Here is a 22,765-nt window from a genome sequence, read left to right as displayed (position 1 = left end):
AAGCCAGATAAGTTTTCAGGCTATCCCAGAATGAATCGTGGTTTCTATACCATCATGGCAGCGCAGTTCTTTTCGTCGTTGGCGGATAACGCGCTGCTGTTTGTTGCGATTGACTTACTGATAAATATGCAATCGCCAGGATGGGTCACCCCACTCCTGAAGCTGTCGTTTACGCTCTTTTATGTGCTGTTGGCGGCATTCGTCGGCGCTTTCGCTGATTCGATGCCCAAAGGCAAGGTTATGTTCATCTCCAACCTGATCAAGGTTGGTGGCTGCCTGCTGATATTCGCCCACGTCCATCCCCTGATGGCCTACGCCATCGTCGGTTTCGGCGCTGCGGTGTACTCGCCGGCCAAGTACGGCATCCTGACTGAATTACTGCCCGCCGAAAAACTCGTGGCCGCCAATGGCTGGGTTGAAGGCTTGACCGTGCTGTCGATTATTTTCGGCACGGTGATGGGCGGCGCGCTGGTAGGCGGCCGCGTCTCGGGCTTCCTGCTCGGCTTCGACATGCCGCTCGTCGATACCGGCATCGAAACGCCGACCCAGGCCGCGCTGTGCGTGGTGGTGGGTATCTATATGCTGGCGGCGCTGTTCAATACCCGCATTCCGGACACCGGCTGCGTCTACGGCCACCAGGAGCGCAATCCGATCCGCCTGATCAGCGACTTCGCCAACTGCTTCGGCATGCTGTGGAAAGACAAGCTGGGCCAGATTTCCCTGGGCGTGACTACCCTGTTCTGGGGCGCGGCGCAGACGCTGCAATTCATCGTACTGGAATGGGCCAACCGGACCCTGAAGCTGTCGTATGAGCAGTCCACCAGCCTGGTGGGCGTAGTGGCGATCGGCGTGGCGGTCGGTGCGGTGATCTCGGCGCGCAGCATCACGCTGCGCAAGTCGCTGACGGTGATCCCGGTCGGTATCGCCATGGGCGTGATCGTGATGTTCATGCCGCTGGTGCAGTCGCTGTCGCTGGCCTATCCGCTGCTGATTCTGGTCGGCCTGCTGGGCGGCTTCTTCCTGGTGCCGATGAATGCGCTGCTGCAGCATCGCGGCCACGTGCTGATGAGCGCGGGTCACTCGATCGCGGTGCAGAACTTCAATGAGAACCTGTCGATCCTGACCATGCTGGCGATGTACTCGCTGATGCTGCGCGCGCACTTGAACCTGAACATCATTATCGTGCTGTTCGGCCTGTTCCTGGCGGGCACCATGCTGTACATACTGCGCCGCCACATGGCGAACCAGCGCGAGTTCGATTCGGTTAGCCTGATCGGCGAGGCCAAGCACTAAAACCCCGCCCGTCATTCCCGCGAAAGCGGGAATCCATACGGCGTCTACGGCACCAACTTTCTATGGGTTCCCGCTTTCGCGGGAACGACGGGATTCAGGCCGGCAGCACGCCCTCGTGGCGGCGCTGCGCGGCCTGTTCGCGCCAGCTGTCGGGCACCACGAAGCCCCGGCGCTCCTCCACCAGATACTCCCCCACCCTTTGCAGCGCCGCCACCATGACGGGCGCGGCGGCATCGTGCAATGCGGCCAACAGTTCGGCCTTGTCGATGCCGGCATTGGTCTTGAGCGGCGCCAGCCATTGCAGGCGCGGCATGATGGCGTAATGCTGCTCCGGCAGGCCGGCGGCCTGCGCCTGCGTCATCCAGAAGCCATGGCAGTGCGGCTGCGAGATGCCGGGCATGGGCGGCACGCCGTCCGGATAAAACAGCCAGCCTTTGACCAGCGCCTGCGCGCGCGCCACCGGTTGCGGCAGCAAGGCGCGGGCGGCCGGATGGTCGGCCAGCGACAGCTGCTTCTCGAAAATCTTGCGCATCTTGGCGCCCAGCGTATCGGCCAGGTTGGGGCCGACCAGGCCGTTAAAGTCGGCGCTGGTGGCGTTGGCGTCGAGCAGGTAGAACTTGGTGGCGAATTCGATGTGCACCAGATCGGCGCCTTCGCGCAGCAGGAAATCGAATTCGCCGATGGTGTCGGTGCGGTCGGCGCGCACTTGCAGGCCGTGGGCGTGCAGCTGGCCTTGTTCGGCGAAGTAGAAGGCCATCAGCTTTTCGGCGTACAGGCCGAGGCGCGAATAGTGTTTGTCGCCGAGCGCGGCCGCCAGCGGGGACGGATCGCGTTCGAGCGCGGCCACCCAGTCGGCGGTGGCCTGCGGCATCGGGCCCAGCGAGGCGATGCGGCCTTGCCAGTGCGGTGAGGCGGGATCGAGCAGGTCGGGCGCATCCAGCAGCCAGGCCAGCGCGCGCACGTGCGGGTTGCTAAGGTGCGGCCAGCGGCTTTCAAACAGGGCTTGATAGCTGCCGCCGGCAACGGGCGGCGCAGGTTCGGGCATGCCGCGCGCGGCGGTCGTGCCCGGCGGCAGCGGGGCTGGCGCGCCGGGCGGCTGGTCAGGCATGGCTGGCTTTCGCCAGGCAGAGGTCGGCCCAGGCCTTGGCTTTGTCTTCCGGTTTGCGCAGCAGGTCTTCCGGGTGGTAGCTGGCCACCACCGGCAGCTGAGCGGCGCCGTAGCGCATGACCTTGCCGCGCGCGGCCGGGCCCATCATCAGGCCCTTGGCGGCCATCTGGCCGAAGGTCATGGCCATGGCGGCGCCGGTCAGCACCAGTTCGCGCTCCAGGTAAGGGCGGCAGGCGACCACTTCCTCGGCGGTCGGTGCACGGTCGGCGCCGTCGGGCGTCGATGGGCGGCACTTGACCACGTTGGTGACGTAGACGTCGGTATCCGGCTGGAGATCAATGGCTTTCAGCATGTTGTGCAGCAGTTGGCCGGCTTCACCGGAGACTGCCTGGGCGTCTCGTTCATCGAGGCGCGATGGTGCGCCGCTGAAGGCGATCCAGCGCGCTTGCTCGGGGCCACGACCGTTGACGGCGTTGCGGCGCGTGGCGCACAGGTCGCAGCGGGTGCAGGTGGAAACGGCGGTCTTCAGGGCCGGCCAGTCCATGACGGCGATGGCTTCGTCGCTGACGGGTGCGGCGCGGGCTGGCGCGGGCGCGTCGTCGAACCAGGAGGTCGATTCGCCGTCGGAAGCGGCAGCATCGTCCGCTGCGGACTGGCGCGGCGCGGCGGATGCGCGCGCGGCAGCCGGCGCCGGCGGCGCCGAAGGACGCGATGCCGGACGCGCAGGCGCGGCGGACGGCGGCGGCGTTGGCGCGTTGTCGAACCAGGCCATGGCGTCGTCATCCGACGCGGCGGCCGGCGCGGGTGCCGGAGCCGGCGGGCGCGGTGCGGCTGTCGCTGCGCCGGAGACGCCCGCTGGGGCCGCCGGTGCGGCTGGCGCCATGGCTGCCGGTGCGGTGGATGCGCTCGCTTGGCCGGCTGGCGACGCTGCTGCTGGCGGTGCGGTGCTTGCGCTCGCCGGCCCGGTCGGGCGCGGCGTGGCGGCTGGTGCGACTGGTGGCGCGTCGGCGGCCGGCCAGCCATCGGCCAGCGCCTGCACGGCCGAAACGAAGGTATCCGGCGCTTCGGCGTCCGCCGTCGCGCCCTCCTCGCCGGCCACGTCCGCCACGCCATTGCGCAACTTCCATTGCACGCCTATGCCCATCTCCTGCAGGAACACGGTACTCCGGTTCATAAGCCAAACCGCATCACAATAGCGTCCTCGCGTTGCCCATTCGCCGCCGGGTAATACCCCTTGCGCCGGCCGATCTGTTTAAATCCATAGCGCTCATAAATCTTCAGCGCCCGCGTATTCGACGGCCGAACCTCCAGCAACACCGACTCCATGCCCAAGCCGCGCGAACACGCCACCGCCTGGTTCAACAGGAAACGTCCCAAACCCTGTCCCTGCTTTTCAGGCGACACCGCCACATTCAGCAAATGCGACTCATCCACCACCGCCATCAGCAAAAAATAGCCGAGCAAATCGCCATCGCGATCGCGCAGCACCCAGGCTTCGTAGTTGCTGTTGAGCGAATCGACAAAGTTGGCCATGGACCAGGGATGCGGATACACGCTCTCCTCCAGCGCCAGCACCTCGTCCAGGTCGGTCTTCTGCATCGGCTCGTAATTGAGCCGCGCCAAATCCCACACCGGCGCGATCATGCCCCGGCTTCCTTGGCGGCGGTCATCTCGCGGCGCTCGGCCTGCGTGTAGGCGACCTTGTTGCGCAGATACAGCGGCTGCGCCTCGGCGGCGGTCACGGTCTGCCCGGCGGCAAAAGCGATGGCCGCCAACTGCGCCACCTGCTCCGCATGCGGCATCACCTCGGCAAAGCCGCCGGCCGGGAAGGCCTCGGCATACGCCGACAAGCCATTACCGCACGCCACCGGCGAACCTTGCGGACGCACGTCGGCCGGCGCCGACAGCACCGCCGGCAGCACCGCCACCGGCGCACCGTTCTCGAACCGGTACTGCGCCCAATAGACTTCGCCCATGCGCGCATCGAGCACCACCAGCACCTCGTCGGCGCCGTGCTGCTGATGGCAAGCCAGCGCCATCGCATCCAAGGTCAGCACCGGCACGGCCGGCAGCTTGCCGCCGAACGCCAGGCCCTGGGCCACGCCGCAAGCGGTGCGCACGCCGGTGAACGAACCGGGGCCGGAACCGAAGGCGACGGCGTCGCAATCCTGCAGGCTGATGCCGGCCTCGGCCAGCAACTCCTGAATCATCGGCAACACGGCCTGGGAATGGGTACGGACGCCGCTCGACAGGCGGCTAATGACGGCATCGCCCCGCAGCAGGGCGCAGGAGGCGGTCTCGGACGAGGTTTCAATGGCAAGAATAATAGGCATCCCGTATTTTAACCCGCCGGGCCGGCAGGCGCGACCCCGCGCGGGGAGGTAAAATACGCCTTTTAGCGCCCAGTGCGCTGTTTGCAGAACCGACTATGGCCAGCCTGACCCTGAATTCCGAGAACCGTGAAGAGATCGCCGCCGCCGTGGCAGGCGACCGCTGGATCGTCGCCTGCCTGTGTGCCGCCTGGTGCGGCACCTGCGCCACCTACCGCGCCACCTTCGACGAAGTGGCGGCACGGCACCCGGACAAATTCTTCGTCTGGATCGACATCGAAGACCACGCCGACGTGGTCGGCGACCTGGACGTGGAAAACTTCCCGACCCTGCTGATCCAGCATCACGAACTGGTGGCCTTCTTCGGCACCATGCTGCCGGATGCGGCCATCGCCCACCGCCTGGTGCAATCGACGTCCGCCCAAAGCGACCAGGAGCTGCAACAACTCATCACCAACAGCGAAGAGCGCGCCCAGTGGCAGCGCGACTGCAACCTGCGCACCATGCTGCAGGCTGTGCTCTAACTCTGGTCGGCAGGCGGAATCCCGCCGAAGATATCGCGCGTCAGGTCCACCTCGTTATCCGCCTGCACCGATACGGCGGCATCGCCGATATGCATGTCGACGCTGCTGCGCTGCCCAACCGCCAGCGACAATGGCCCCGCCCCGCCGGCGCCAACCCGCTGCATGGACGGCGCCGCCGCGTAGGTGTCGTCGCCGCCGCTATGATTTTCCACGTGCACCATGCGCATTTTGACCGCAGCTACCTGGCCATCCTGCGTCGCCAGCGTGCCCTTGAAGTCGATGCCGATCAGCTTGAGCAAATCGGCCAGATAGGCCGGAAAGCCGAAGTCGGGCAGCTTGAAGGTGGACGAACCCTGTGGTCCGGCGTGCTCGGGTTGGTCCGCGCTGCCATCATCGGCGGTTTGCACGGTCAACTCGTTGTGCACGTCGATATCAAAATCGAATTTCCGGCCATCGGCGGTGGTGACCGTGCCACGGGCAAGGAAGTGCTGTTTGCTGTCGAGATAGCTGGCATAGGTGCGCACGCCATCGGCGCCGAGCTGCTCGGCCCCGGCGCGGGTTTCCTCGCCGTCAACCGCATGGACGTCAAAGCTGATGGTCGCATTGGCGGCGTCGTCGCCCAGCACCTTGGCGGCAAACGACTTCAGCAGATAACTGCCGAAATCCTCCATCGCACGTTGAAATGTCGCCGAGCTTTCCTGCGCGGCGGCAGCGCTGAGATGTTCGTCGCGCATGTCCGGCTTCCCGGCCGTGCCGAAAAATGGCGCCTGTACGGCGCCGGCCGCCTTGGGCAGCGTGCGCGGCGGTTGCAGATTCGGTGGGTTCTTGATTGAAATCATGGCGCATCTCCCGGTGGTCACCAGGAATTTACGCCTATTGGTTTCACAGTGTCAACGGTAAGCTGCGCAAACGTTTGCCGGTCAGCTTGAAAACGGCGTTGGCGACGGCCGGAGCGATCGGCGGCGTGGCAGGTTCGCCCATGCCTTCGGGATGCGCCGCACTAGGCAGAATGATGGTTTCCACTTCCGGCGCCTGGTTCAGCCGCAGCACCGGGTAGTCGTGGAAGTTGCTCTGCTCGACCTTGCCATCCTTGATGGTGACCGCGCCATACAGCGCCGCCGATAATCCGAACACCACGCCCGATTCGGCCTGCTGCGCAATCGTATTCGGATTGACGGCCAGCCCGCAATCGACGGCGCACACCACGCGGTGCACGCGGATCTCGGTGCCTTGCACCGACACCTCCGCCACCTGCGCCACGATGGTGCCGAACGATTGGTGCAGCGCCACGCCGTGCGCCCTGCCCTCCGGCGCCGCACCGGCCTTGGCCACCGCCGCGTTCAACACCGCCAGGTGACGCGGATGCTGCGCCAGCAGTTCGCGCCGGAACGCCACGCTGTCCTTGCCCGCCGCATGCGCCAGCTCGTCGATGAAGCTCTCTTTGAAGAAGGCGTTGTGCGAGTGGCCCACCGAACGCCAGTAGCCCAGCGGCACCGAGCTGTCCACGATCACGTGGCGGATGCGCTGGTTGGCGAAGTGGTACTGCATGTCGAATTCGCCTTCGGCCGTGGTCTTGTCAGGGCCGCCCGGCGGCAGGCCGAGGTTGCGCTTGAAGAATTGGTGCGAAATCGCGCCGCTGGCCGATTTGTTGTCGTAGCCGAGCACCGTGCCGGCCGCATCCAGCGTGGCGCTGAAGCGCGCCAGCGAGGCCGGGCGGTAGACGTCGTGCGTGGTGTCGTCTTCGCGCGACCAGATTAGCTGCACCGGGTAGCCGTCCGCCTGCTTGGCGATGGCCACCACCTGCGCCACCATGTCCACGTCCAGCCGCCGGCCGAAGCCGCCGCCCAGCATAGTCACCGTCAGCACCACATCGTCGGCCGACACGCCGCCCACCTTGGCCGCCACGTCCACCGCGAAGCCCGGCGATTGCGTCGGCGCCCACAGGTGCACCTTGCCGTCCTTGACCTGCGCGGTGCAGTTGACCGGCTCCATGGCCGCATGCGCCAGATACGGCGCGCGGTATTCGGCCTTCACGGTCTTGGCCACGCCTGCGGCCTTGCCTTCCACCGCGTCCATGTCGCCCGCCTTGTAGTAGGCGAAGCCGTCTTCCGCATCCAGCTTGGCCGCGAACTCGGCGTAGATTGCGGCGCTCGACAGGCCGGCCAGCGGGCCGTCGTTCCATTTGATGACCAGCGCCAGCGCGGCCTGTTTGGCCTGCCAGTAGCTCTTGGCGATGACTGCAACGCCGGCGCCGGCGCCGGTTTTCTCCGGTAGCGCGCCCGCATAGTCCACCACCTTGATCACGCCCGGCATCTTCAACGCGGCCGCACTGTCGACACTGCCCACCGTGCCGCCGATCACCGGCGACATGCGCACCGCCGCGTACAACATGCCCGCCGGCCGCACGTCGATGCCGAAGATGGCCGTGCCATTGACCTTGGACGGCGTATCGCGGCGCGGCTGCGGACGGCCTATCAGCTTGAATTCCTGCGGCGATTTCAGACGCACCTCGCCCGGCTTGGCCTGCACCGCCTTGGCGGCCAGCGCGCCATATGCCAGACGGCGGCCGTCGGCGTGGATCACGTGACCGTCCTCGGTGCGGCAGTCTTCCGCGCGTGCTTTCCATTCGGCGGCGGCAGCGGCCACCAGCATGGCGCGCGCGGTGGCGCCGGCTTCGCGCATCGGCTCCCAAGCGTCTTTCACGCTCGACGAACCGCCGGTGATGATCAGCCCCAGCTCGCGCGCGACCTTGCCCACCACCCAGCTGACCGTGCTTTTCAGGCGGCCCGTATCATCGGGATGGAACGGCAGCCCGTCCTGCAGCATGGCGATGTTGCCGAAGATTTTATCGATGGGCGCCTGCACCACGCGCACTTGCGACAGCGGCACGTCCATTTCCTCCGCCACCAGCATCGGCAAGGCCGTGTACACGCCCTGCCCCATTTCGCTGCGCGGCATGGCGACGCTGACGCTGCCGTCCGGGTGGATGCCCACCCAGCCGTTCAACGCCACGCCGTCGCCGCCCAGCGGCAGCGGGTGCGATCCGTTCAGGCGCTGGCGCGGCGGAGCCACGCCCCAGCCAACCACCAACGCGCCGCTGACCGCCAGGCCGCCCAGGATGAAGCGGCGGCGCGATGTATTTTTCGCTCCCTGCATGAACTGTCTCCACTGAGGATAGTTATTATTTTTTCCAGCGTTCCAGCATATCACCCGCCGACACCGGGCGGCTGTAGAAATAGCCCTGCGCCAGGTTGCAGCCATGACGCAGCAGGAAGGCCGCCTGCTCTTCGGTCTCCACGCCTTCCGCGATCACCGACAGGTTCATGCTCTTGCCCAGCTGGATGATCGCAATCGCGATCGCTTCGTCGTTGACGTCGGTCGAGATATCCTTGATGAAGGAACGGTCGATCTTCAGCGTCTCCACCGGCAGCTGCTTCAGGTAGGCCAGCGAGGAATAGCCGGTGCCGAAATCGTCGATCGCCAGCGCCACGCCGATCGAGTGCAGGTCGTTGATGAAGACCAGCGCGTCGCCGGTGTTCATGATCACCGACTCCGTCACTTCCAGTTGCAGGCGCTGCGGCGCCAGGCCGGTGTCGTGCAGGATGTCGGCCACCATGTTGACGATGGAGCCGCGCTCGAACTGCTTGGCCGACAGGTTGACCGCGATCTTCGGCACGTGCAGCCCGGCCTCTTCCCAGCGCACCATCTGGCGGCAGGCTTCGTGCAGCACCCATTTGCCCAGCTGGTTGATGAAGCCCGTGTCCTCGGCCAGCGGGATGAAGCGGATCGGCGGCACCAGGCCCAGTTCCGGATGGTTCCAGCGCACCAGCGCCTCCACCCCGATCAGGCGGCCGGTGTCGATTTCCACCTGCGGCTGGTAGTTGAGGAAGATTTCGTCCTTCTCGATCGAGCGGCGCAGGAAGGTTTCCAGGCGCAGGCGCTCGACGCCCTCGCCCGTCATCGACGGCGCGTAGAAGCTGTAGCCGTTGCGGCCGCGCGCCTTGGCCTGGTACATGGCCACGTCGGCGTTCCGGATCAGCATATTCAGGTCGGAGGCATCGTCCGGGAACAGCGAGATGCCCACGCTGCAGGTGACGAACAGCTCGTGCCCGGCCACCATGAACGGCTCTTCGAACATCTGCACCAGTTTTTCCGCGACCTGGCTGGCGCCGAATTGGTTCTCGATATCCTCCAGCAGCACGATGAATTCGTCGCCGCCCAGACGGGCCAGCGTGTCGCCTTCGCGCAGGCGGTCCTGCAGCGCCTTGGCCACTTGTTTGAGCAGCTCGTCGCCGATGTGGTGGCCCAGCGTGTCGTTGACGTTCTTGAAGCGATCCAGGTCGATGAACAGCAGCGCCAGTTGCTCGCCGTCGCGCGAGGCGCGCAGCAAGGCGTGCTGCAGGCGGTCGTGGAACAGCAGGCGGTTCGGCAGCGCGGTCAATGGATCGTGGTGGGCCAGGTGGTCCAGCTTTTCCTGCGACTCCTTGGCCTTAGTGATGTCGCTGAACACGCCCACGTAGTGGGTGGTGGCGCCGCTGGTGTCGCGCACCGCGCTCACCGTCAGGAATTCCAGATACAGTTCGCCGTTCTTGCGCAGGTTCCACAGCTCGCCGCGCCAGAAGCCCTGCTCCAGCTGCTCCTGCCACATGTCGTCGTAGAAGCCGGGGTCCTGGCGGCCGGAGCGCGTCAGCGTGCGGTCCTTGCCGATGGCTTCCTCTTCGCTGTAGCCGGTGATCAGGGTGAAGGCCGGGTTGACGGCGACGATGGTGCCTTGCGCGTCCAGCACCACCACGCCGTCGGCGATGTGCTCGATCACGGTGGCCGACAGGCGCAGTTTCTCTTCCGCTTCCTTACGTTCGGTGATGTCGGCAAACACCCAGATGCTGCCCTCGTTGGCGCGGCTGCGGTCCAGCGCATAGCCGCTGACCAGGCACCAGAACACGCTGCCGTCCTTGCGGCGGTACTGGCGCTCTTCGTTGAAGTAGTCGCCGTGCGACAGCGACGGGTATTGGCGAGCGCCCGACGATTCGAAGTCGAAGGTGTTCAGGAACAGCATCGAGGTCGAGGCGCCCGTCATGTCGCCCGGCTCATAGCCGAACAGTTCCTCGCAGCGGCGGTTGACCGAGACGATGGAACGGTGGCGCACGAACATCACGCCGAACATCACGTTGCCCAGGATCGCGCTCTGCTCGGACAGCAGCGCCTCGATGCGCATTTCATTGTGCTTGCGCTGGCTGATGTCGGAGATGATGCCGTCCACCCACGGTGCATCGCGCCCGCCGTCCGGCGGCTGCGGCTGGCCGTTCTCCTGCACCCAGCGTTCGGCGCCGGAGGCGTCCAGGATGCGGTATTCGATTTCGTAGGACTGGCCGTCCTGGATGGCCTGGCCGATCACGCGGCGCTGCTTCTTGCGGTCTTCCGGCGCGATCAAGTTGGTCCACGAGTGCGTGGTGCTGCGCATGAACTGCGCGGCCGAGTAGCCGGAGATGTCCTCGATGGTGTCGGAGACGAAGTCGATCGGGCCGTCCGGACGGAAACGGAACACCGCGCCCGGCACCTGCGTCACGATGGTGCGGAAACGCTCCTCGCGCTGGCCGATGTCTTCGAACAGGCGCTTGATCGCCACCCGCATCTGCTCCAGCTGCTGCGCCAGGCGACCCAGCTCATCGCTGCCGGTGACGTCCAGGCGAGTTTCGAAGTCGCCGTGCGACAGGCGGTCGGAGAAGCGCATCAGCTTGCGCAGCGGCTTGATCAGGCGCGCGTTCAGGAACAGCACGATCAGCAGCAGCGACACCATGAGCTGCGCCGCCAGCACGAACACGTAGGACAGCTGCTTCCCGCGCAGCTCCTGCTGGTTGCGGGCATCGTCCATCTCGACCATGATGCGGCCGATGCGCTCGCCGCGCACCAGGATCTCGCGCTCGGCGCGGTAGACGGTGCCGCTGGCCACGCGCGGCGACTGCACGTGCATGAACTGGGTGTCGGCCTGGCCGACCACCTGCACCTGCAGCACCGAACGGTCACGCATCACCGATTCGACCAGCGAATGGGCCGACTCGGCATTCATATTCCACAGCGATTCCTGCATGCCCAAGGCCAGGATGTCGGCATTGCGTTGCAGGGACTCATTCAGGGCGACGCGCGCCGACTGCTGCTCGTGCACGCCGATCAGCAGATAGCTGCCGATGATGGCCGGAATGACGAGTCCGCCAAACACCACCAGCAACAGCGCGCCATAGATGGATAGGCCATAGAGCGCGCTCAGGCGGGCGCGCACGCGTCTGTAAAGGGTACTAGTCATGCAGCGGCGCAGCGTAGTGATTAATTGGCATCATTGATTCGGAGTTGTTACTTGATGGGAATTATGCCCGTAAACATAAGGTAAAAGTGCCAGTACAAGCAAAAATCCTGCCGACGAGCTATGATCGCGGCTCTTTTCCCACACATAGGAATTCGCCATGACCACCTTCTCCATGTACTCCGCCTCCATTCCTGTGTTCAAGCAGATCCTGAACAGCCTGAACGTGATCCTGGACAAGGCCGAAGCGCACGCCGCCGACAAAAAGATCGACCCGGCCGCGCTGCTGCAATACCGTCTGTTCCCGGACATGCTGCCGTTCACCCGCCAGATCCAGATCGCCTGCGATTTCGCCAAAGGCGCGGCCGCACGCCTGGGCGGCCAGGAAGTGCCGTCGTATGAAGACAAGGAAGTATCGTTCGCCGACCTGAAGGCGCGCATCGCCAAGACCCTGGCCTACATCGACAGCGTGCCGCAGGCCGACATCGAAGGCAGCGAAGCGCGGGCCATCACCACCGGCAGCGGCGAGAAGACCAAGCACTTCGTGGGCCAGACCTATCTGTTCCACTACGCGCTGCCGCACTTCTACTTCCACGCCACCACCGCCTACGACATCCTGCGCCACAACGGCCTGGAAATCGGCAAGAAAGACTTTATCGGCAGCTATTGATTCCGTCGCGCAAGCAACGTCGTTCCCGCGCACGCGGGAACCCATGCTGAGCCCGCGTTCCATGGATTCCCGCTTTCGCGGGAACGACGTCATTTTATTCCGACGTCAGGTATTCCGGCGCGGGTAGCCCTGCGCCAGGATGCGCTGCCAGACCAGTTCCTTCTGTTCGGCAGACATCGACACCCAATGCGCCACCTCGACCACCGAGCGGCCGCAACCGCGGCAGATCTCATCAAAGGTGGTCGAGCACACCGCCACGCACGGCGTGTCCGGGCGGACCGGCAAATCGCTCATGGCTTCTCCATGACTTTGTCCCAGCCGGCATGGCCGAGCTGTTCCAGCTTCTCGATATTCTTCTCGAAAATCTCCGCCGCCTCGGGTATCGCCTCGACCGCGCGGTCGATGCTGTCCTCGCGCAGGATGTGCAGAGTCGGATACGGCGAGCGGTTGGTGTAGTTGCCGATGTCGTTTTCGTCGGTGTCGGCGAACTGGTATTTCGGATGGAAACTGGCCACCTGCAGGAAACCGTCCAGGCCCAGGTCCTCCAGCGCGGCGTCGGCCACGTCCAGGAATTCGTTGTAGTCGAAGAAATCGGTCAACACGTTGGGATGGATCAGCAGCGTGGTATCGACCTTCTCGGCGTCGGCGTCGGCCAGGTACTGCAGCTCTTCCATCAGCTTTTCCAGCAGCTCTTCCGGCGTTTCCGCCTCGCTGACCACGTAGCGCACCTGTTTTTTGACGTGCACGGCCTTGGCGAACGGGCACAGGTTCAGGCCGATGACGGCCTTCTCCATCCAATGGACGGTGTCGGCGATGACCACGTCGCGGTCGATGGCGGGACTACTCATATTGCACTTCCTCAATCACTACACAAAAACAGGATTGTACGCACTCTTGCGGCGAGCGACTACTTCCGGCATTTTGCCGCGATCTCGCGCTTATCTATCGGGAATTGTTGCATATAAGAATTTGTCACGGAGGCGACATATTTCTTGACTCACTCCGGCGACCTTCGTACACTCCACGTTTAATTCATAGTCCAACGCGATGATTCTTATCGCCAACCATGGAAAACTATGCAAGCACGAATTACAAAATCCGCAGCATTGGCGGCACTGTTAGCGCTACTAGCGCCGGTGCTGGCCCAGGCGCACGACGACGCGCCGGGCCTGCCGGCGACCACCGCCGCCCTCTCTCCCCTGCCGAAGCCCCCCATTCCCGACGTAACCTCCCTGAAAGTTGCCAAACCGGCCAAAGCGGCCGATGACGAGGCATTCCGCGAGAAAGACGTCTGGGGCCGCATCCGCAGCGGCTACGCGATTCCCGATGTGAGCAACGACCTGGTCACCAAGCACGCGACCTGGTACGCCACCCGTCCCGACTACATCGCCCGCACCACCGCGCGCGCCTCGTTGTACCTGTTCCACGTGGTCTCGGAACTGGAAAAGCGCGGCATGCCGACCGAACTGGCGCTGCTGCCCTTTATTGAATCGGCCTTCAACCCGAACGCCCTGTCGAGCGCCAATGCGGCCGGCATGTGGCAATTCGTGCCCGGCACCGGACGCGACTTCAACCTGAAACAGGATTCCTTCAAGGATGAACGCCGTGGCGTGCTGGCCTCGACCGACGCCGCCCTGACCTATCTGCAACGCCTGTACGATATGTTCGGCGACTGGCAACTGGCCCTGGCCGCCTACAACTGGGGCGAAGGCTCGGTGCAGCGCGCCATCAAGAAAAACCAGGCCGCCGGCAAGCCGACCGATTTCGAAAGCCTGGCCGACAACATGCCGGCCGAAACGCGCAACTACGTGCCCAAGCTGCAGGCGGTCAAGAATATCGTCGCCAATCCGGCCCAGTTCGGCCTGAGCCTGCCGGCCATCGACAATTCGCCGTACTTCACGGCGGTCGACAAGACCAGCGACATCGACCTGACCGTGGCGGCCCACCTGGCCGAGCTGTCGGTGGACGAGTTCAAGGCCCTGAACCCGCAGTTCAAGCGCCCGGTCATCATCGGCGACGAGCAGACCAAAATTCTGCTACCGAAGGAAAACGCCGAGAAATTCCACCTGAACCTGTCGCAGTGGACCAAGGAACTGTCGACCTGGACCACGCACCGCATCACCAGCGCGCGTGAAAGCATCGGCTCGCTGGCGGCGCGCTTCAAGACCTCGCCCGAGGTGATCCGCCAGGCCAACAACATTCCGCAGAAATCCGTGCTCAAGGCCGGCTCCACCATTCTGGTGCCGAAGCTGTCCGCCTCGGTCAGCCGCGATATTCCGTCCGAAGTGGTCAACAACGCCACCATGGAATACGAGGCCGAGCGCGCCACCAGCACCAAGCCAAATTCGCGCTACAAGCAGGCCAAGGCCGGCAAATCGGAGAAATCCGGTCCGGTAGCCCTGGTCAAGGCGCGCGTGCCGCGTGACGCCGCCAAATCCAAGTCCCAGCGCAAGACCAATCATTGACAAAGGTTGCAGTCGAGGCCTACACGTCCTACAATCTTGGTCTTGCGTGTCGAGCAAGTCTCGTCCACTAACAAAAAAACAACCCACTGACGTCGCCCGCCAGCTCATCGAGCCGGCTGGGCGGCGCAGCTGCAATCGGAGTCCCTATGGCGTTCTTGCAAGGCAAAAAAATCCTCATCACTGGTTTGCTGTCGAACCGTTCCATCGCTTACGGCATCGCCCAAGCCTGCAAACGTGAAGGCGCCGAGCTGGCCTTCACCTATGTCGGTGAGCGCTTTAAAGACCGCATCACGGAATTCGCCGCCGAATTCGACAGCAAGCTGGTGTTCGACTGCGACGTCGGCAGCGACGAGCAGATCGACGCGCTGTTCGCCGATCTGGGCCAGAGCTGGTCGCAGCTGGACGGCCTGGTGCACGCGATCGGCTTTGCGCCGCGCGAAGCCATCGCCGGCGAGTTCCTGGACGGCCTGACCCGCGAGAACTTCCGCGTGGCCCACGACATCTCGGCCTACAGCTTCCCGGCACTGGCCAAGGCCGCCCTGCCGATGCTGAAAGAAGGCTCGTCGGTGCTGACCCTGTCCTACCTGGGCGCGGTGCGTGCGATTCCTTACTACAACACCATGGGCCTGGCGAAAGCTTCGCTGGAAGCCTCGGTACGCTACCTGGCGGAAAACCTGGGCAAGCGCGGCATCCGTTCGAACGGCATTTCGGCCGGCCCGATCAAGACCCTGGCCGCCTCCGGCATCAAGGACTTCGGCAAGCTGCTGGGCTTTGCCGCCTCGCACGCGCCGTTGCGCCGCAACGTCACCATCGAGGAAGTGGGCAACACTGCCGCCTTCCTGCTGTCGGACCTGGCGTCGGGCATCACCGGCGAAATCACCTACGTCGACGGCGGTTTCTCGCACGTGATGGGCCTGAACGCGGAAGATTACCAATAATCTTGCTCTTTCTAGTTGAAAAAAGTTTATACTTTGTAAAAGTAAAAACAACATTTTTCTACTAGGGCAGCACGTGAACAGAACCTCCACCGTCGATCAATTGATCGCGCCGGATCCGGCGCGCATGCGCAAAGTACTCTTCATCCTCAGCGAGCTGCTGGATGAAGACGTCGAATGGCTGGCCAACTCCGGCGACCGGCTACGCTATCCGGTCGGCGCCGAGCTGATCGCCTGCGGCAGCATGGTCGACAGCGTCTACTTCGTCCTCGACGGCACCTTCTCGGTTCACGCCTGCAATGGCGACCTGCTCACGGAACTCAACTGCGGCGAAGTGATCGGCGAAATGTCGCTGGTCGATCCAGCCGCCACCACCGCCTCGGTGCTGGCCAACGAAGGCGCTTCGGTGCTGCGCGTGTCGCACGCCCGCCTGCGCGACAAGCTCGACGCCGACGCCCCCTTTGCCGCCCGCTTTTACCGCGCCCTGGCCGCCTTCATGTCGGCCCGCATCCGCCACACCACCGGCCTGTTCGGCCAAGGCCAGCAAGCGGCTTCGGCACCCGCCGCCATCAGCGAAGCGCAGCTGGAACGCGCGCATCTTGCCAGCATGCGCTTCGAACGCATGTTGAAGCGCCTGGCCGGCTGATCCCCAGCCCTGTAGAGTGAACCGCAATCCGTCCCTGGAGCGATTGATCTCGCCGGACCGTGCGGACGTGCTGCCATCGGTCAGCCATCCCCCCAAGCGGCAATTTGTCGCCGGCGCCGCCATTTTGGTGTTGCTCAGTTGCGCCTGGCTGGTGCTGGGCGTGATCGACACCCGCATCAGCGGCCGCTGCTTGCTGCTGGCGCCGCAAGGCATCGACAATGTGGTCAGCGCCGTCGACGGCCGCGCCAGCGATTTGTCGCTGCGCCCCGGCGACAGCGTGGTCGCCGGCCAGTTGCTGGGCACCGTCCTCCGTCCTGAATTCGAAACCCGCCTGCGCAAGGCCGAGGCGCGGCTGGCCGACCTGAGCGCGCGCAGCGCCGCCGCCGCCCCGATGATCGCGCGCAGCCGGCAGCTCGGGCGCGGCAACGCCGGCAGCGAGCAAGCCACCGTGACCGAACGCCTGGCCACGCTGGAACAGCGTTTGCAACTGGCCGGCCAGCGCCTGCAGGGGCAACAAAAACTGTTCGAGCAAGGCATGTCCACCCGCCAGGCCCTGCTCAACGCCCAGGACCAGGTCGACAAGCTGCAAGTCGAACAGGCGGCCCTGCACAGCCGCTCCAGGCAACTCGATTTCCAGCAGCAGGAAGACCAGCGCATGCTGAACTCGGAATCGCGCCAGCAATCGCTGCAGGTGGCGGAAGCGGAACGCGAAGTCAAGCTGCTGCAAAGCCAGCGCGAAATCCTGATGCAGATCCGCGCCCCGCACGCCGGCACCGTAATCGAGGTCAAGACGCGCAACGGCCAGGCCTTGCAGCCGGGCGCGCCCATCGTCGCCATCGAACGCACCGGCGCCAGCGGCGACGGCATGCCGCCGCTGGCCGCGCTGATCTTCGTGCGCGCCGCCGACGGCAAGCTGCTGCAAAGCGGCATGAGCGCCGAGATCACGCCGACCAACGTCAAGCGCCAGGAGTTCGGCTTCATCCGCGCCAGCATCGCCGACGTCTCGGCCTTCCCGGCCAGCCGCGAGGCGATCAACCAGCGCCTGAACAATCCGGACGTGGTACGCGAACTGGCCGGCGACGGCGTCGCCACCCAAGTCCAGGCCACGCTGGTGCGGCGCGGCGACGGCAACTACGCCTGGTCCGGCGCCGCGCGCCAGCCGCCGGAAGTGCGCTCGGGCTCGATGTGCAACGCCGAGATCGTGGTGCGCGAGCAGCGCCCGATCGCGCTGGCCTGGCCGCTGCTGAAAAAAATGCTGGGGGTGCACTGAGATGGTGGCGCGCACGCCGACCGTGATGCAGATGGAGTCGCTGGAATGCGGCGCCGCCGCGCTGGCCATCATCCTCGGCTACCACGGCCGCCACGAACCGCTGGAACAACTGCGCGTGCGCTGCGGCGTCGGCCGCGACGGCGCCAAGGTCAGCAACCTGCTGCGCGCGGCGCGCAGCTTCGGCATGCAGGCCACGGCCTGGAGCACCGAGGCCACCGAGCTGCCCAAGCTGGAGGCGCCGTTCATGGTGTTCTGGAACTTCAACCACTTCGTGGTGGTGGAAGGCTTTGCCGACGGCATGGTGCACCTGAACGATCCGGCCACCGGCCACCGCCAGGTGCAGGCCGAGGACTTCGCCGCCGCTTTCACCGGCGTGGTGCTGACCTTCGAGCCGGGTCCGGAATTCAAGAAAGGCGGCGGCAGCGGCGGCCTGCTCAAGGGCATGCTGGCGCGCATGGCCAGCGACCGCCCGGCCCTGCTGTTCGCCGCGCTGGCCGGCCTGCTGATGGTGGTGCCGGGCATGGTGATCCCGGTGTTCACCCGCCTGTTCGTCGACCGCATCCTGATCGACGGCCAGATGGGCTGGTTCCTGCCCATCCTGCTTGGCCTGCTGCTGGCCACGTTGCTGGAGGCGGCTCTGGCGTGGCTGCAGGGCGCCCACCTGCTGCGGCTGCAGTACAAGCTGGCGCTGGCGGCGACCGGACGCTATTTCTGGCACATCCTGCACCTGCCGGTGCTGTACTTTTCCCAGCGCGCGCCGGGCGAAGTGGCTTCGCGCCTGGGCTTGAACGAATCGGTGGCCAAGGTGGTGTCGGGCGACCTGGCGCGGGCGCTGATCAACGGCGGCCTGGCCTTCTTCTTCGTGGCGGTGATGCTGACCTACGACGTGCTGCTGACCAGTATCAGCGTGTTGATCGTCGGCGCCAGCATCGGCGTGTTCCACTTCGCGGCCAAGCGCACGCAGGCGCTGTCGATCCGCTACGCCATCGCCAGCGGCCGCCTGCAGGGCAACGCTTCGAACGGCATCGCCATGCTGGAGACGCTGCAGGCCAGCGCCGACGACAGCCACTTCTACACCAAGCACATGGCGCAGCAGGCGCTGGTGGTGAACGCCAACCAGCGCATGGAAACCAGCAGCGCCGAGTACGGCCAGGTGCCGGCCTTCCTGATGATGTTCAACGCCACGCTGATTCTGGTGATCGGAGGCTTCCGTGTGATGGATGGCTATCTGACCATCGGCATGCTGATCGCCTATCAGGGCCTGGTCTACAATTTTTCGCGGCCGATGCTCGGGCTGTTCAACGTGCTGGAAAAAGTCCAGCGCCTGCGCGGCGATTTGCAGCGGCTGGATGATGTGCTCAACTGCAGCGTCGATCCGCTGACCGCCGTGCCCGAGCCGACGCAGCCGGACCTGTCGCAGAAACTGTCCGGTGCGTTCGAGCTGCGCGGCCTGCGCTTTGCCTACAGCCCGCAGGACAAGCCCTTGTTCGGGTATCTGGATTTCATCGGCGTGCCGGGCGAGCGGATCGGCGTGATCGGCGCATCCGGCGCCGGCAAGTCGACACTGGCGCGGCTGATCGCCGGCATGTACACGCCGGACGGCGGCGAGATCCGCTTCGACGGCCAGCCGCGCGCGGCGCACGCGCGGGCGCTGCTGGCCAGCTCCATCGCCCACGTGGACCAGGATATCCAGTTCATCGAAGGGACGATCCGCGAGAACCTGACCTTGTGGGACCGCAGCCTGAGCGAAGCGCAGGTGGTGGCCGCCGCCAAGGATGCGCTGATTCACGATTTCATCATGGGTCTGCCGAATGGCTACGATACCAAGATGGAGGAGAACGGCCGCAATCTGTCGGGCGGCCAGCGCCAGCGGCTGGAGATAGCGCGTGCGCTGGCCGGCAATCCGCGCCTGCTGCTGCTCGATGAAGCCACCAGCGCGATCGAGGCGTCGGCGGAGGCGCGGATTCTCGACCACTGCCGCCGGCGTGGCTGCACCACCGTCATCATCACCCACCGCCGCTTCTCGCTGCGCGCGTGCGACCGCGTGCTGGTGCTCGACGGCGGCGCCATCACCGAGCAGGGCCTGTTCGACACGCTGTACGCCCAGCCCGACAGCACCTGCCGCCGCGTGCTGGAGGACGCATGAGCGCCGACCGTGAGCCTATGCCATCGCCGCCTCCGGCCGGCGCGACGCCAACGCCGTTGCCGCAAGCCGGGGCCGATGCGACGACGCTGCCGTTGCGGCAAGCCGATGCTGACGCGCCAACGCTGCCGATGCCGGAATCCGGTGCCGGGGCTGGCGCCGCTGCGCCGGCCCTGCCGCGTCAAGCCATGCCGCTATCGGTCCCGCTGCTGCTCAGCGCCGGTAGCATCGGCCTGATGCTGCACAGTCCACGCCACGCAGGCGGCGCCCTGCTGGCGGTGGCCGAGGTCGCAGCGCCGGCGGTGCTGCCCGCGCTGCCTGCGTTGCCGTCGCTGACCGCCTTGGGCGTGCACGCGGACGGCGCCACGCCGCTGGCCTTCCCCTCGATCAACGCCATCGTCGCGCCCCTCGACGCGCCCGCGCCCGGCATCGGCGACGGCGCTGCCGATGCCGACGCGCGCGCCGCCGCCGAACCACCTCTGGAAGCCTGGCTCAACGGCGCCGCCGCCGTCGCCGCCTGCTGGCCGCTACCGTCCGCCGGCCAAACCGTGCACGACACCATCACACGCGGCCGCTACACCGCAACAACCAGCATGCGCATCGCCAGCGCCTCCCTGGTCCTGATCCAGGTCCGCTCCGGCCAACTGCGCATCGAAGGCCTGGACGACGCCACACTGCAAGCCGGCGACATGCTGGCCGCCCCACGCGAACTCGCCTTCATGGTGGCCAAAGACGTCGAACTGGACGTCCTCCGCTTCGGCGACGCCGACACCGCCACCCGCATGAGCTGCCTTCAAAAACTCTGGCAGCTCTCGCTCCTGATGGCATGGCAGCAGCGCTGCAGCGACGCCGCCAGTGAACAACAACGCCTGGCCGATACCACCACCCGCGCCGACGACGACCTGGCCACCGGCATCGGCGCCCTGGCCGGCCTGGTCACCGGCGACGCCGACTGGATCGCGCCCAAGGAAGCAGAAGCGCCGCCACTGCTGCGCGTAGCACAAGCCATCGGCGCCCACATCGGCATCGACTTCAAGAAGGACATCAAAACCACCACCGGCAAGACCGACGCCGACATCGCCGCAGCCCTGGCCGAAGCCAACTGCGTGCGCACCCGCCAGGTCCTGCTGGGCGCCAACTGGTGGCAACAGGACAGCGGCGCCCTGCTCGCCTTCGACGCCGACAGCGGCGCGCCGCTGGCCCTGCTGCCGCAACGCTGGAAGCGCGGCTACGTCGCCGTCGACGCCGACGGCAGGCGCACCGCCATCGACAGCACCAGCGCGGCCAACATCAAACCCTTCGCCCACCTCTACTACCGCCCGCTGCCGGCCAAGGCGCTGACGGAAATCGACCTGCTGCGCTTCGGCCTGCACGGCTACGGCAAGGAGATGCTGGCGGTGGTGGCGCTGGCCGGCGTGATCGGCGCGCTGGGCCTGGTGGTGCCGCTGGCCAGTGCGCGCGTGATGGACGTCATCATCCCATCGGCCCGTTCGCAGCTGCTGTTCCAGATGGGCGTGGGCCTGTGCTTCGTCACCATGACGGTGTCGCTGTTCTCGCTGGTGCGCTCGCTGATGGTGCTGCGCATCCAGGACAAGATGGACATGGCGATCCAGGCCGCCGTGTGGGACCGCCTGCTGCGCATGCCCGCCAGCTTCCACCGCAAATATTCCGTCGCCAACCTGGAGTCGCGCGTGCGCGCCTGCCAGAAGGTGATCCGTATCCTGTCGGCGCGCACCGTCGCCAACCTGTTCGCCGGCGCCTTCTCGGCGCTGAACTTCCTGGTGCTGTTCTGGTTCAGCGCCACGCTATCGCTGCTGGCGCTGGGACTGATCGTGGTGGCGGCCGGCGCCGTCACCTGGTTCCGCCGCAAGTCGGTGCGCATCGCCATCGCCGCGCCGGATTCGCCGCGCAACCTCAACGCGCTGGTGCTGCAGATGATCCAGGGCGTGGGCAAGCTGCGCGTGGCCGGCGCCGAGCGCCGCGCCTTTGCGCTGTGGGCGCGCGAACATGCGCTGGGCGAAGTGCCCAACGTCGGCCAGGACAAATTGATCGTGGCCGAATCGGTGTTCTTCCGCGCGCTCGACCATCTGGCCGCGCTGCTGCTGTTCGCCGCCGCCGGCTCGATGATGAGCAGCGCCGGCACGCGGCTGTCGGCCGGCGAATTCGTCGGCTTCTTCGCGGCCTTCGGCGGCGTGTTCCACGGCGTGGTGGCGCTGTGCGAAACGCTGATCAGCACCGTGGCCGTGAACGGCGCCTACTTCAAGGCCAAGCCGATACTCGATACCCTGCCCGAAGCGGAGCAAGGCAAGACCGCGCCGGGCGAACTGACCGGCATGCTGGAAGTGAACAAGGTCAGCTTCAGCTACGCCCAAGGCCCGCAGGTGCTGAAGGACGTTTCGCTGACCGCGCGGCCCGGCGACCTCATCGCCATCGTCGGTGCCTCCGGTTCCGGCAAGTCGACCTTGCTGCGGCTGTTGCTGGGCTTTGAAAAACCGGCCAGCGGCTCCATCCTGTACGACGACAAGGATCTGGCCGACCTGCACCTGCGCCAGCTGCGCCGCCAGTTCGGCGTGGTGCTGCAGGACACGCGCCTGCTGGCGGGCGACATCATCAGCAACATCGCCGGCGACTCCGGCGCCACGCTCGACGAAGTGTGGGCCGCCGCCGAAGCGGCCTCGGTGGCCGACGACATCCGCCATCTGCCGATGGGCATGTACACCATGATCGGCGACGGCGTCAGCACGCTGTCCGCCGGCCAGCGCCAGCGCCTGTTGATCGCGCGGGCGCTGGTGCGCAAACCGCCGGTGCTGTTCATGGACGAAGCCACCAGCCTGCTGGACGGGCCGTCGCAAGCGCGCGTGATGCGCAATCTGGCGCGTTTGCGCGTGACGCGCGTCGTCATCGCTCACCGGCTGACGGCCTTGACCGAGGCCGACCAGATCATTGTGCTGCAGGACGGCCAGGTGGCCGAGCGCGGCAACTACCGCGACCTGACGGCGAAGGACGGCCTGTTCCGCGCCATGGTGCGCGACCAGTTGATGGACCAGCACGGCGAATCATGATTTCAACACCAGGAACCCCGC

18 protein-coding genes are annotated in these 22,765 nt (G+C 65.7%); 9 read left to right on the top strand and 9 right to left on the bottom strand.

The genetic code is table 11. The features are described from left to right. Positions 1-30: 30 nt before the first annotated feature. Entirely contained in the window at positions 31-1,293 is a 1,263-nt protein-coding gene (gene lplT / locus ACXZ1M_RS24020) for a lysophospholipid transporter LplT (protein WP_459050116.1), read from the top strand. A gap of 94 nt (positions 1,294-1,387) precedes the next feature. Here the strand turns inward: lplT and ACXZ1M_RS24015 are convergent, their stop codons facing one another. From ACXZ1M_RS24015 to tsaB, 4 genes are read right to left on the bottom strand one after another with little or no spacing between them, the layout of a single operon-like run. After that, the gene (locus tag ACXZ1M_RS24015) at positions 1,388-2,338 is read right to left on the bottom strand and encodes a DUF1853 family protein (RefSeq protein WP_459054070.1); all 951 of its coding nucleotides are present in this window, start codon (positions 2,336-2,338) and stop codon (positions 1,388-1,390) included. Positions 2,339-2,393: 55 nt separating this feature from the next. Further along, positions 2,394-3,575 (bottom strand): uracil-DNA glycosylase, encoded by a 1,182-nt coding sequence (locus ACXZ1M_RS24010; protein ID WP_459050115.1) that lies wholly within the window; start codon positions 3,573-3,575, stop codon positions 2,394-2,396. Then, positions 3,572-4,042 carry a ribosomal protein S18-alanine N-acetyltransferase gene (gene rimI, locus ACXZ1M_RS24005; protein WP_459054069.1) on the bottom strand — a complete coding sequence of 157 codons (471 nt, stop codon included), beginning with the start codon at positions 4,040-4,042 and terminating at the stop codon, positions 3,572-3,574. Before rimI ends, ACXZ1M_RS24010 begins: the two co-directional genes overlap by 4 nt. Then, positions 4,042-4,734 carry a tRNA (adenosine(37)-N6)-threonylcarbamoyltransferase complex dimerization subunit type 1 TsaB gene (gene tsaB / locus ACXZ1M_RS24000; protein WP_459050114.1) on the bottom strand — a complete coding sequence of 231 codons (693 nt, stop codon included), beginning with the start codon at positions 4,732-4,734 and terminating at the stop codon, positions 4,042-4,044. Before tsaB ends, rimI begins: the two co-directional genes overlap by 1 nt. 95 nt (positions 4,735-4,829) lie before the next feature. On the opposite strand from tsaB, the gene ACXZ1M_RS23995 reads away from it, so the two are divergent. After that, complete coding sequence (locus tag ACXZ1M_RS23995; RefSeq protein ID WP_459050113.1) at positions 4,830-5,255, top strand: thioredoxin family protein; 426 nt, start codon at positions 4,830-4,832, stop codon at positions 5,253-5,255. Here the strand turns inward: ACXZ1M_RS23995 and ACXZ1M_RS23990 are convergent. From ACXZ1M_RS23990 to ACXZ1M_RS23980, 3 genes are read right to left on the bottom strand one after another with little or no spacing between them, the layout of a single operon-like run. Further along, a complete protein-coding gene (locus ACXZ1M_RS23990; protein WP_459050112.1) occupies positions 5,252-6,094 on the bottom strand; it encodes a hypothetical protein in 843 nt (280 codons plus the stop codon). The two genes, ACXZ1M_RS23995 and ACXZ1M_RS23990, sit on opposite strands and share 4 nt — an antisense overlap. 43 nt (positions 6,095-6,137) lie before the next feature. Further along, complete coding sequence (locus ACXZ1M_RS23985) at positions 6,138-8,411, bottom strand: xanthine dehydrogenase family protein molybdopterin-binding subunit (RefSeq protein WP_459050111.1); 2,274 nt, start codon at positions 8,409-8,411, stop codon at positions 6,138-6,140. A 25-nt stretch (positions 8,412-8,436) separates the two neighbouring features. Then, positions 8,437-11,556 (bottom strand): bifunctional diguanylate cyclase/phosphodiesterase, encoded by a 3,120-nt coding sequence (locus ACXZ1M_RS23980; RefSeq protein ID WP_459050110.1) that lies wholly within the window; start codon positions 11,554-11,556, stop codon positions 8,437-8,439. Between the two features lie 157 nt (positions 11,557-11,713). On the opposite strand from ACXZ1M_RS23980, the gene ACXZ1M_RS23975 reads away from it, so the two are divergent. After that, entirely contained in the window at positions 11,714-12,223 is a 510-nt protein-coding gene (locus tag ACXZ1M_RS23975; RefSeq protein ID WP_459050109.1) for a DUF1993 domain-containing protein, read from the top strand. 105 nt (positions 12,224-12,328) lie between these two features. Here the strand turns inward: ACXZ1M_RS23975 and ACXZ1M_RS23970 are convergent, their stop codons facing one another. Beyond that, positions 12,329-12,517: a DUF1289 domain-containing protein gene (locus ACXZ1M_RS23970; protein ID WP_353402639.1), complete on the bottom strand. Its 189-nt coding sequence runs from the start codon at positions 12,515-12,517 to the stop codon at positions 12,329-12,331. Beyond that, a complete protein-coding gene (locus ACXZ1M_RS23965) occupies positions 12,514-13,071 on the bottom strand; it encodes a DUF1415 domain-containing protein (protein ID WP_459050108.1) in 558 nt (185 codons plus the stop codon). The genes ACXZ1M_RS23970 and ACXZ1M_RS23965 overlap by 4 nt, the downstream gene beginning before the upstream one ends. 228 nt (positions 13,072-13,299) lie before the next feature. Here ACXZ1M_RS23965 and ACXZ1M_RS23960 point away from each other — a divergent pair, with 228 nt between their 5' ends. The 6 genes from ACXZ1M_RS23960 to ACXZ1M_RS23935 all read left to right on the top strand — a co-directional run bounded on the left by ACXZ1M_RS23960 (position 13,300) and on the right by ACXZ1M_RS23935 (position 22,744). Then, positions 13,300-14,688, top strand: a complete 1,389-nt coding sequence (locus tag ACXZ1M_RS23960) for a transglycosylase SLT domain-containing protein (RefSeq protein WP_459050107.1) — start codon at positions 13,300-13,302, stop codon at positions 14,686-14,688. A 146-nt stretch (positions 14,689-14,834) separates the two neighbouring features. After that, positions 14,835-15,626, top strand: a complete 792-nt coding sequence (fabI, locus tag ACXZ1M_RS23955; protein WP_459050106.1) for an enoyl-ACP reductase FabI — start codon at positions 14,835-14,837, stop codon at positions 15,624-15,626. A 73-nt stretch (positions 15,627-15,699) separates the two neighbouring features. Continuing rightward, positions 15,700-16,269 carry a cyclic nucleotide-binding domain-containing protein gene (locus ACXZ1M_RS23950; protein WP_459050105.1) on the top strand — a complete coding sequence of 190 codons (570 nt, stop codon included), beginning with the start codon at positions 15,700-15,702 and terminating at the stop codon, positions 16,267-16,269. A gap of 16 nt (positions 16,270-16,285) precedes the next feature. After that, entirely contained in the window at positions 16,286-17,539 is a 1,254-nt protein-coding gene (locus ACXZ1M_RS23945; RefSeq protein ID WP_459050104.1) for an NHLP bacteriocin system secretion protein, read from the top strand. A gap of 1 nt (position 17,540) precedes the next feature. Then, on the top strand, positions 17,541-19,685 hold the full coding sequence (locus ACXZ1M_RS23940) for a cysteine peptidase family C39 domain-containing protein (RefSeq protein WP_459050103.1): 2,145 nt from the start codon (positions 17,541-17,543) through the stop codon (positions 19,683-19,685). After that, positions 19,682-22,744, top strand: a complete 3,063-nt coding sequence (locus ACXZ1M_RS23935) for an NHLP bacteriocin export ABC transporter permease/ATPase subunit (RefSeq protein ID WP_459050102.1) — start codon at positions 19,682-19,684, stop codon at positions 22,742-22,744. The genes ACXZ1M_RS23940 and ACXZ1M_RS23935 overlap by 4 nt, the downstream gene beginning before the upstream one ends. Positions 22,745-22,765: the final 21 nt, after the last annotated feature.

It is taken from the genome of Duganella paludis, from assembly GCF_054461335.1.
Note: the sequence above shows the minus strand (reverse complement) of the source record. Positions and strands in the feature narration are given on the sequence as shown.

Excerpts from the sequence above, each read along its gene's own strand:
- lplT (WP_459050116.1), top strand. The coding sequence starts at position 31 with ATGAATCGTGGTTTCTATACCATCATGGCAGCGCAGTTCTTTTCGTCG.
- ACXZ1M_RS24015 (WP_459054070.1), bottom strand. The coding sequence starts at position 2,338 with ATGCCCGAACCTGCGCCGCCCGTTGCCGGCGGCAGCTATCAAGCCCTG.
- ACXZ1M_RS24010 (WP_459050115.1), bottom strand. The coding sequence starts at position 3,575 with ATGAACCGGAGTACCGTGTTCCTGCAGGAGATGGGCATAGGCGTGCAA.
- tsaB (WP_459050114.1), bottom strand. The coding sequence starts at position 4,734 with ATGCCTATTATTCTTGCCATTGAAACCTCGTCCGAGACCGCCTCCTGC.
- ACXZ1M_RS23995 (WP_459050113.1), top strand. The coding sequence starts at position 4,830 with ATGGCCAGCCTGACCCTGAATTCCGAGAACCGTGAAGAGATCGCCGCC.
- ACXZ1M_RS23990 (WP_459050112.1), bottom strand. The coding sequence starts at position 6,094 with ATGATTTCAATCAAGAACCCACCGAATCTGCAACCGCCGCGCACGCTG.
- ACXZ1M_RS23985 (WP_459050111.1), bottom strand. The coding sequence starts at position 8,411 with ATGCAGGGAGCGAAAAATACATCGCGCCGCCGCTTCATCCTGGGCGGC.
- ACXZ1M_RS23980 (WP_459050110.1), bottom strand. The coding sequence starts at position 11,556 with ATGACTAGTACCCTTTACAGACGCGTGCGCGCCCGCCTGAGCGCGCTC.
- ACXZ1M_RS23975 (WP_459050109.1), top strand. The coding sequence starts at position 11,714 with ATGACCACCTTCTCCATGTACTCCGCCTCCATTCCTGTGTTCAAGCAG.
- ACXZ1M_RS23970 (WP_353402639.1), bottom strand. The coding sequence starts at position 12,517 with ATGAGCGATTTGCCGGTCCGCCCGGACACGCCGTGCGTGGCGGTGTGC.
- ACXZ1M_RS23965 (WP_459050108.1), bottom strand. The coding sequence starts at position 13,071 with ATGAGTAGTCCCGCCATCGACCGCGACGTGGTCATCGCCGACACCGTC.
- ACXZ1M_RS23960 (WP_459050107.1), top strand. The coding sequence starts at position 13,300 with ATGCAAGCACGAATTACAAAATCCGCAGCATTGGCGGCACTGTTAGCG.
- fabI (WP_459050106.1), top strand. The coding sequence starts at position 14,835 with ATGGCGTTCTTGCAAGGCAAAAAAATCCTCATCACTGGTTTGCTGTCG.
- ACXZ1M_RS23940 (WP_459050103.1), top strand. The coding sequence starts at position 17,541 with ATGGTGGCGCGCACGCCGACCGTGATGCAGATGGAGTCGCTGGAATGC.
- ACXZ1M_RS23935 (WP_459050102.1), top strand. The coding sequence starts at position 19,682 with ATGAGCGCCGACCGTGAGCCTATGCCATCGCCGCCTCCGGCCGGCGCG.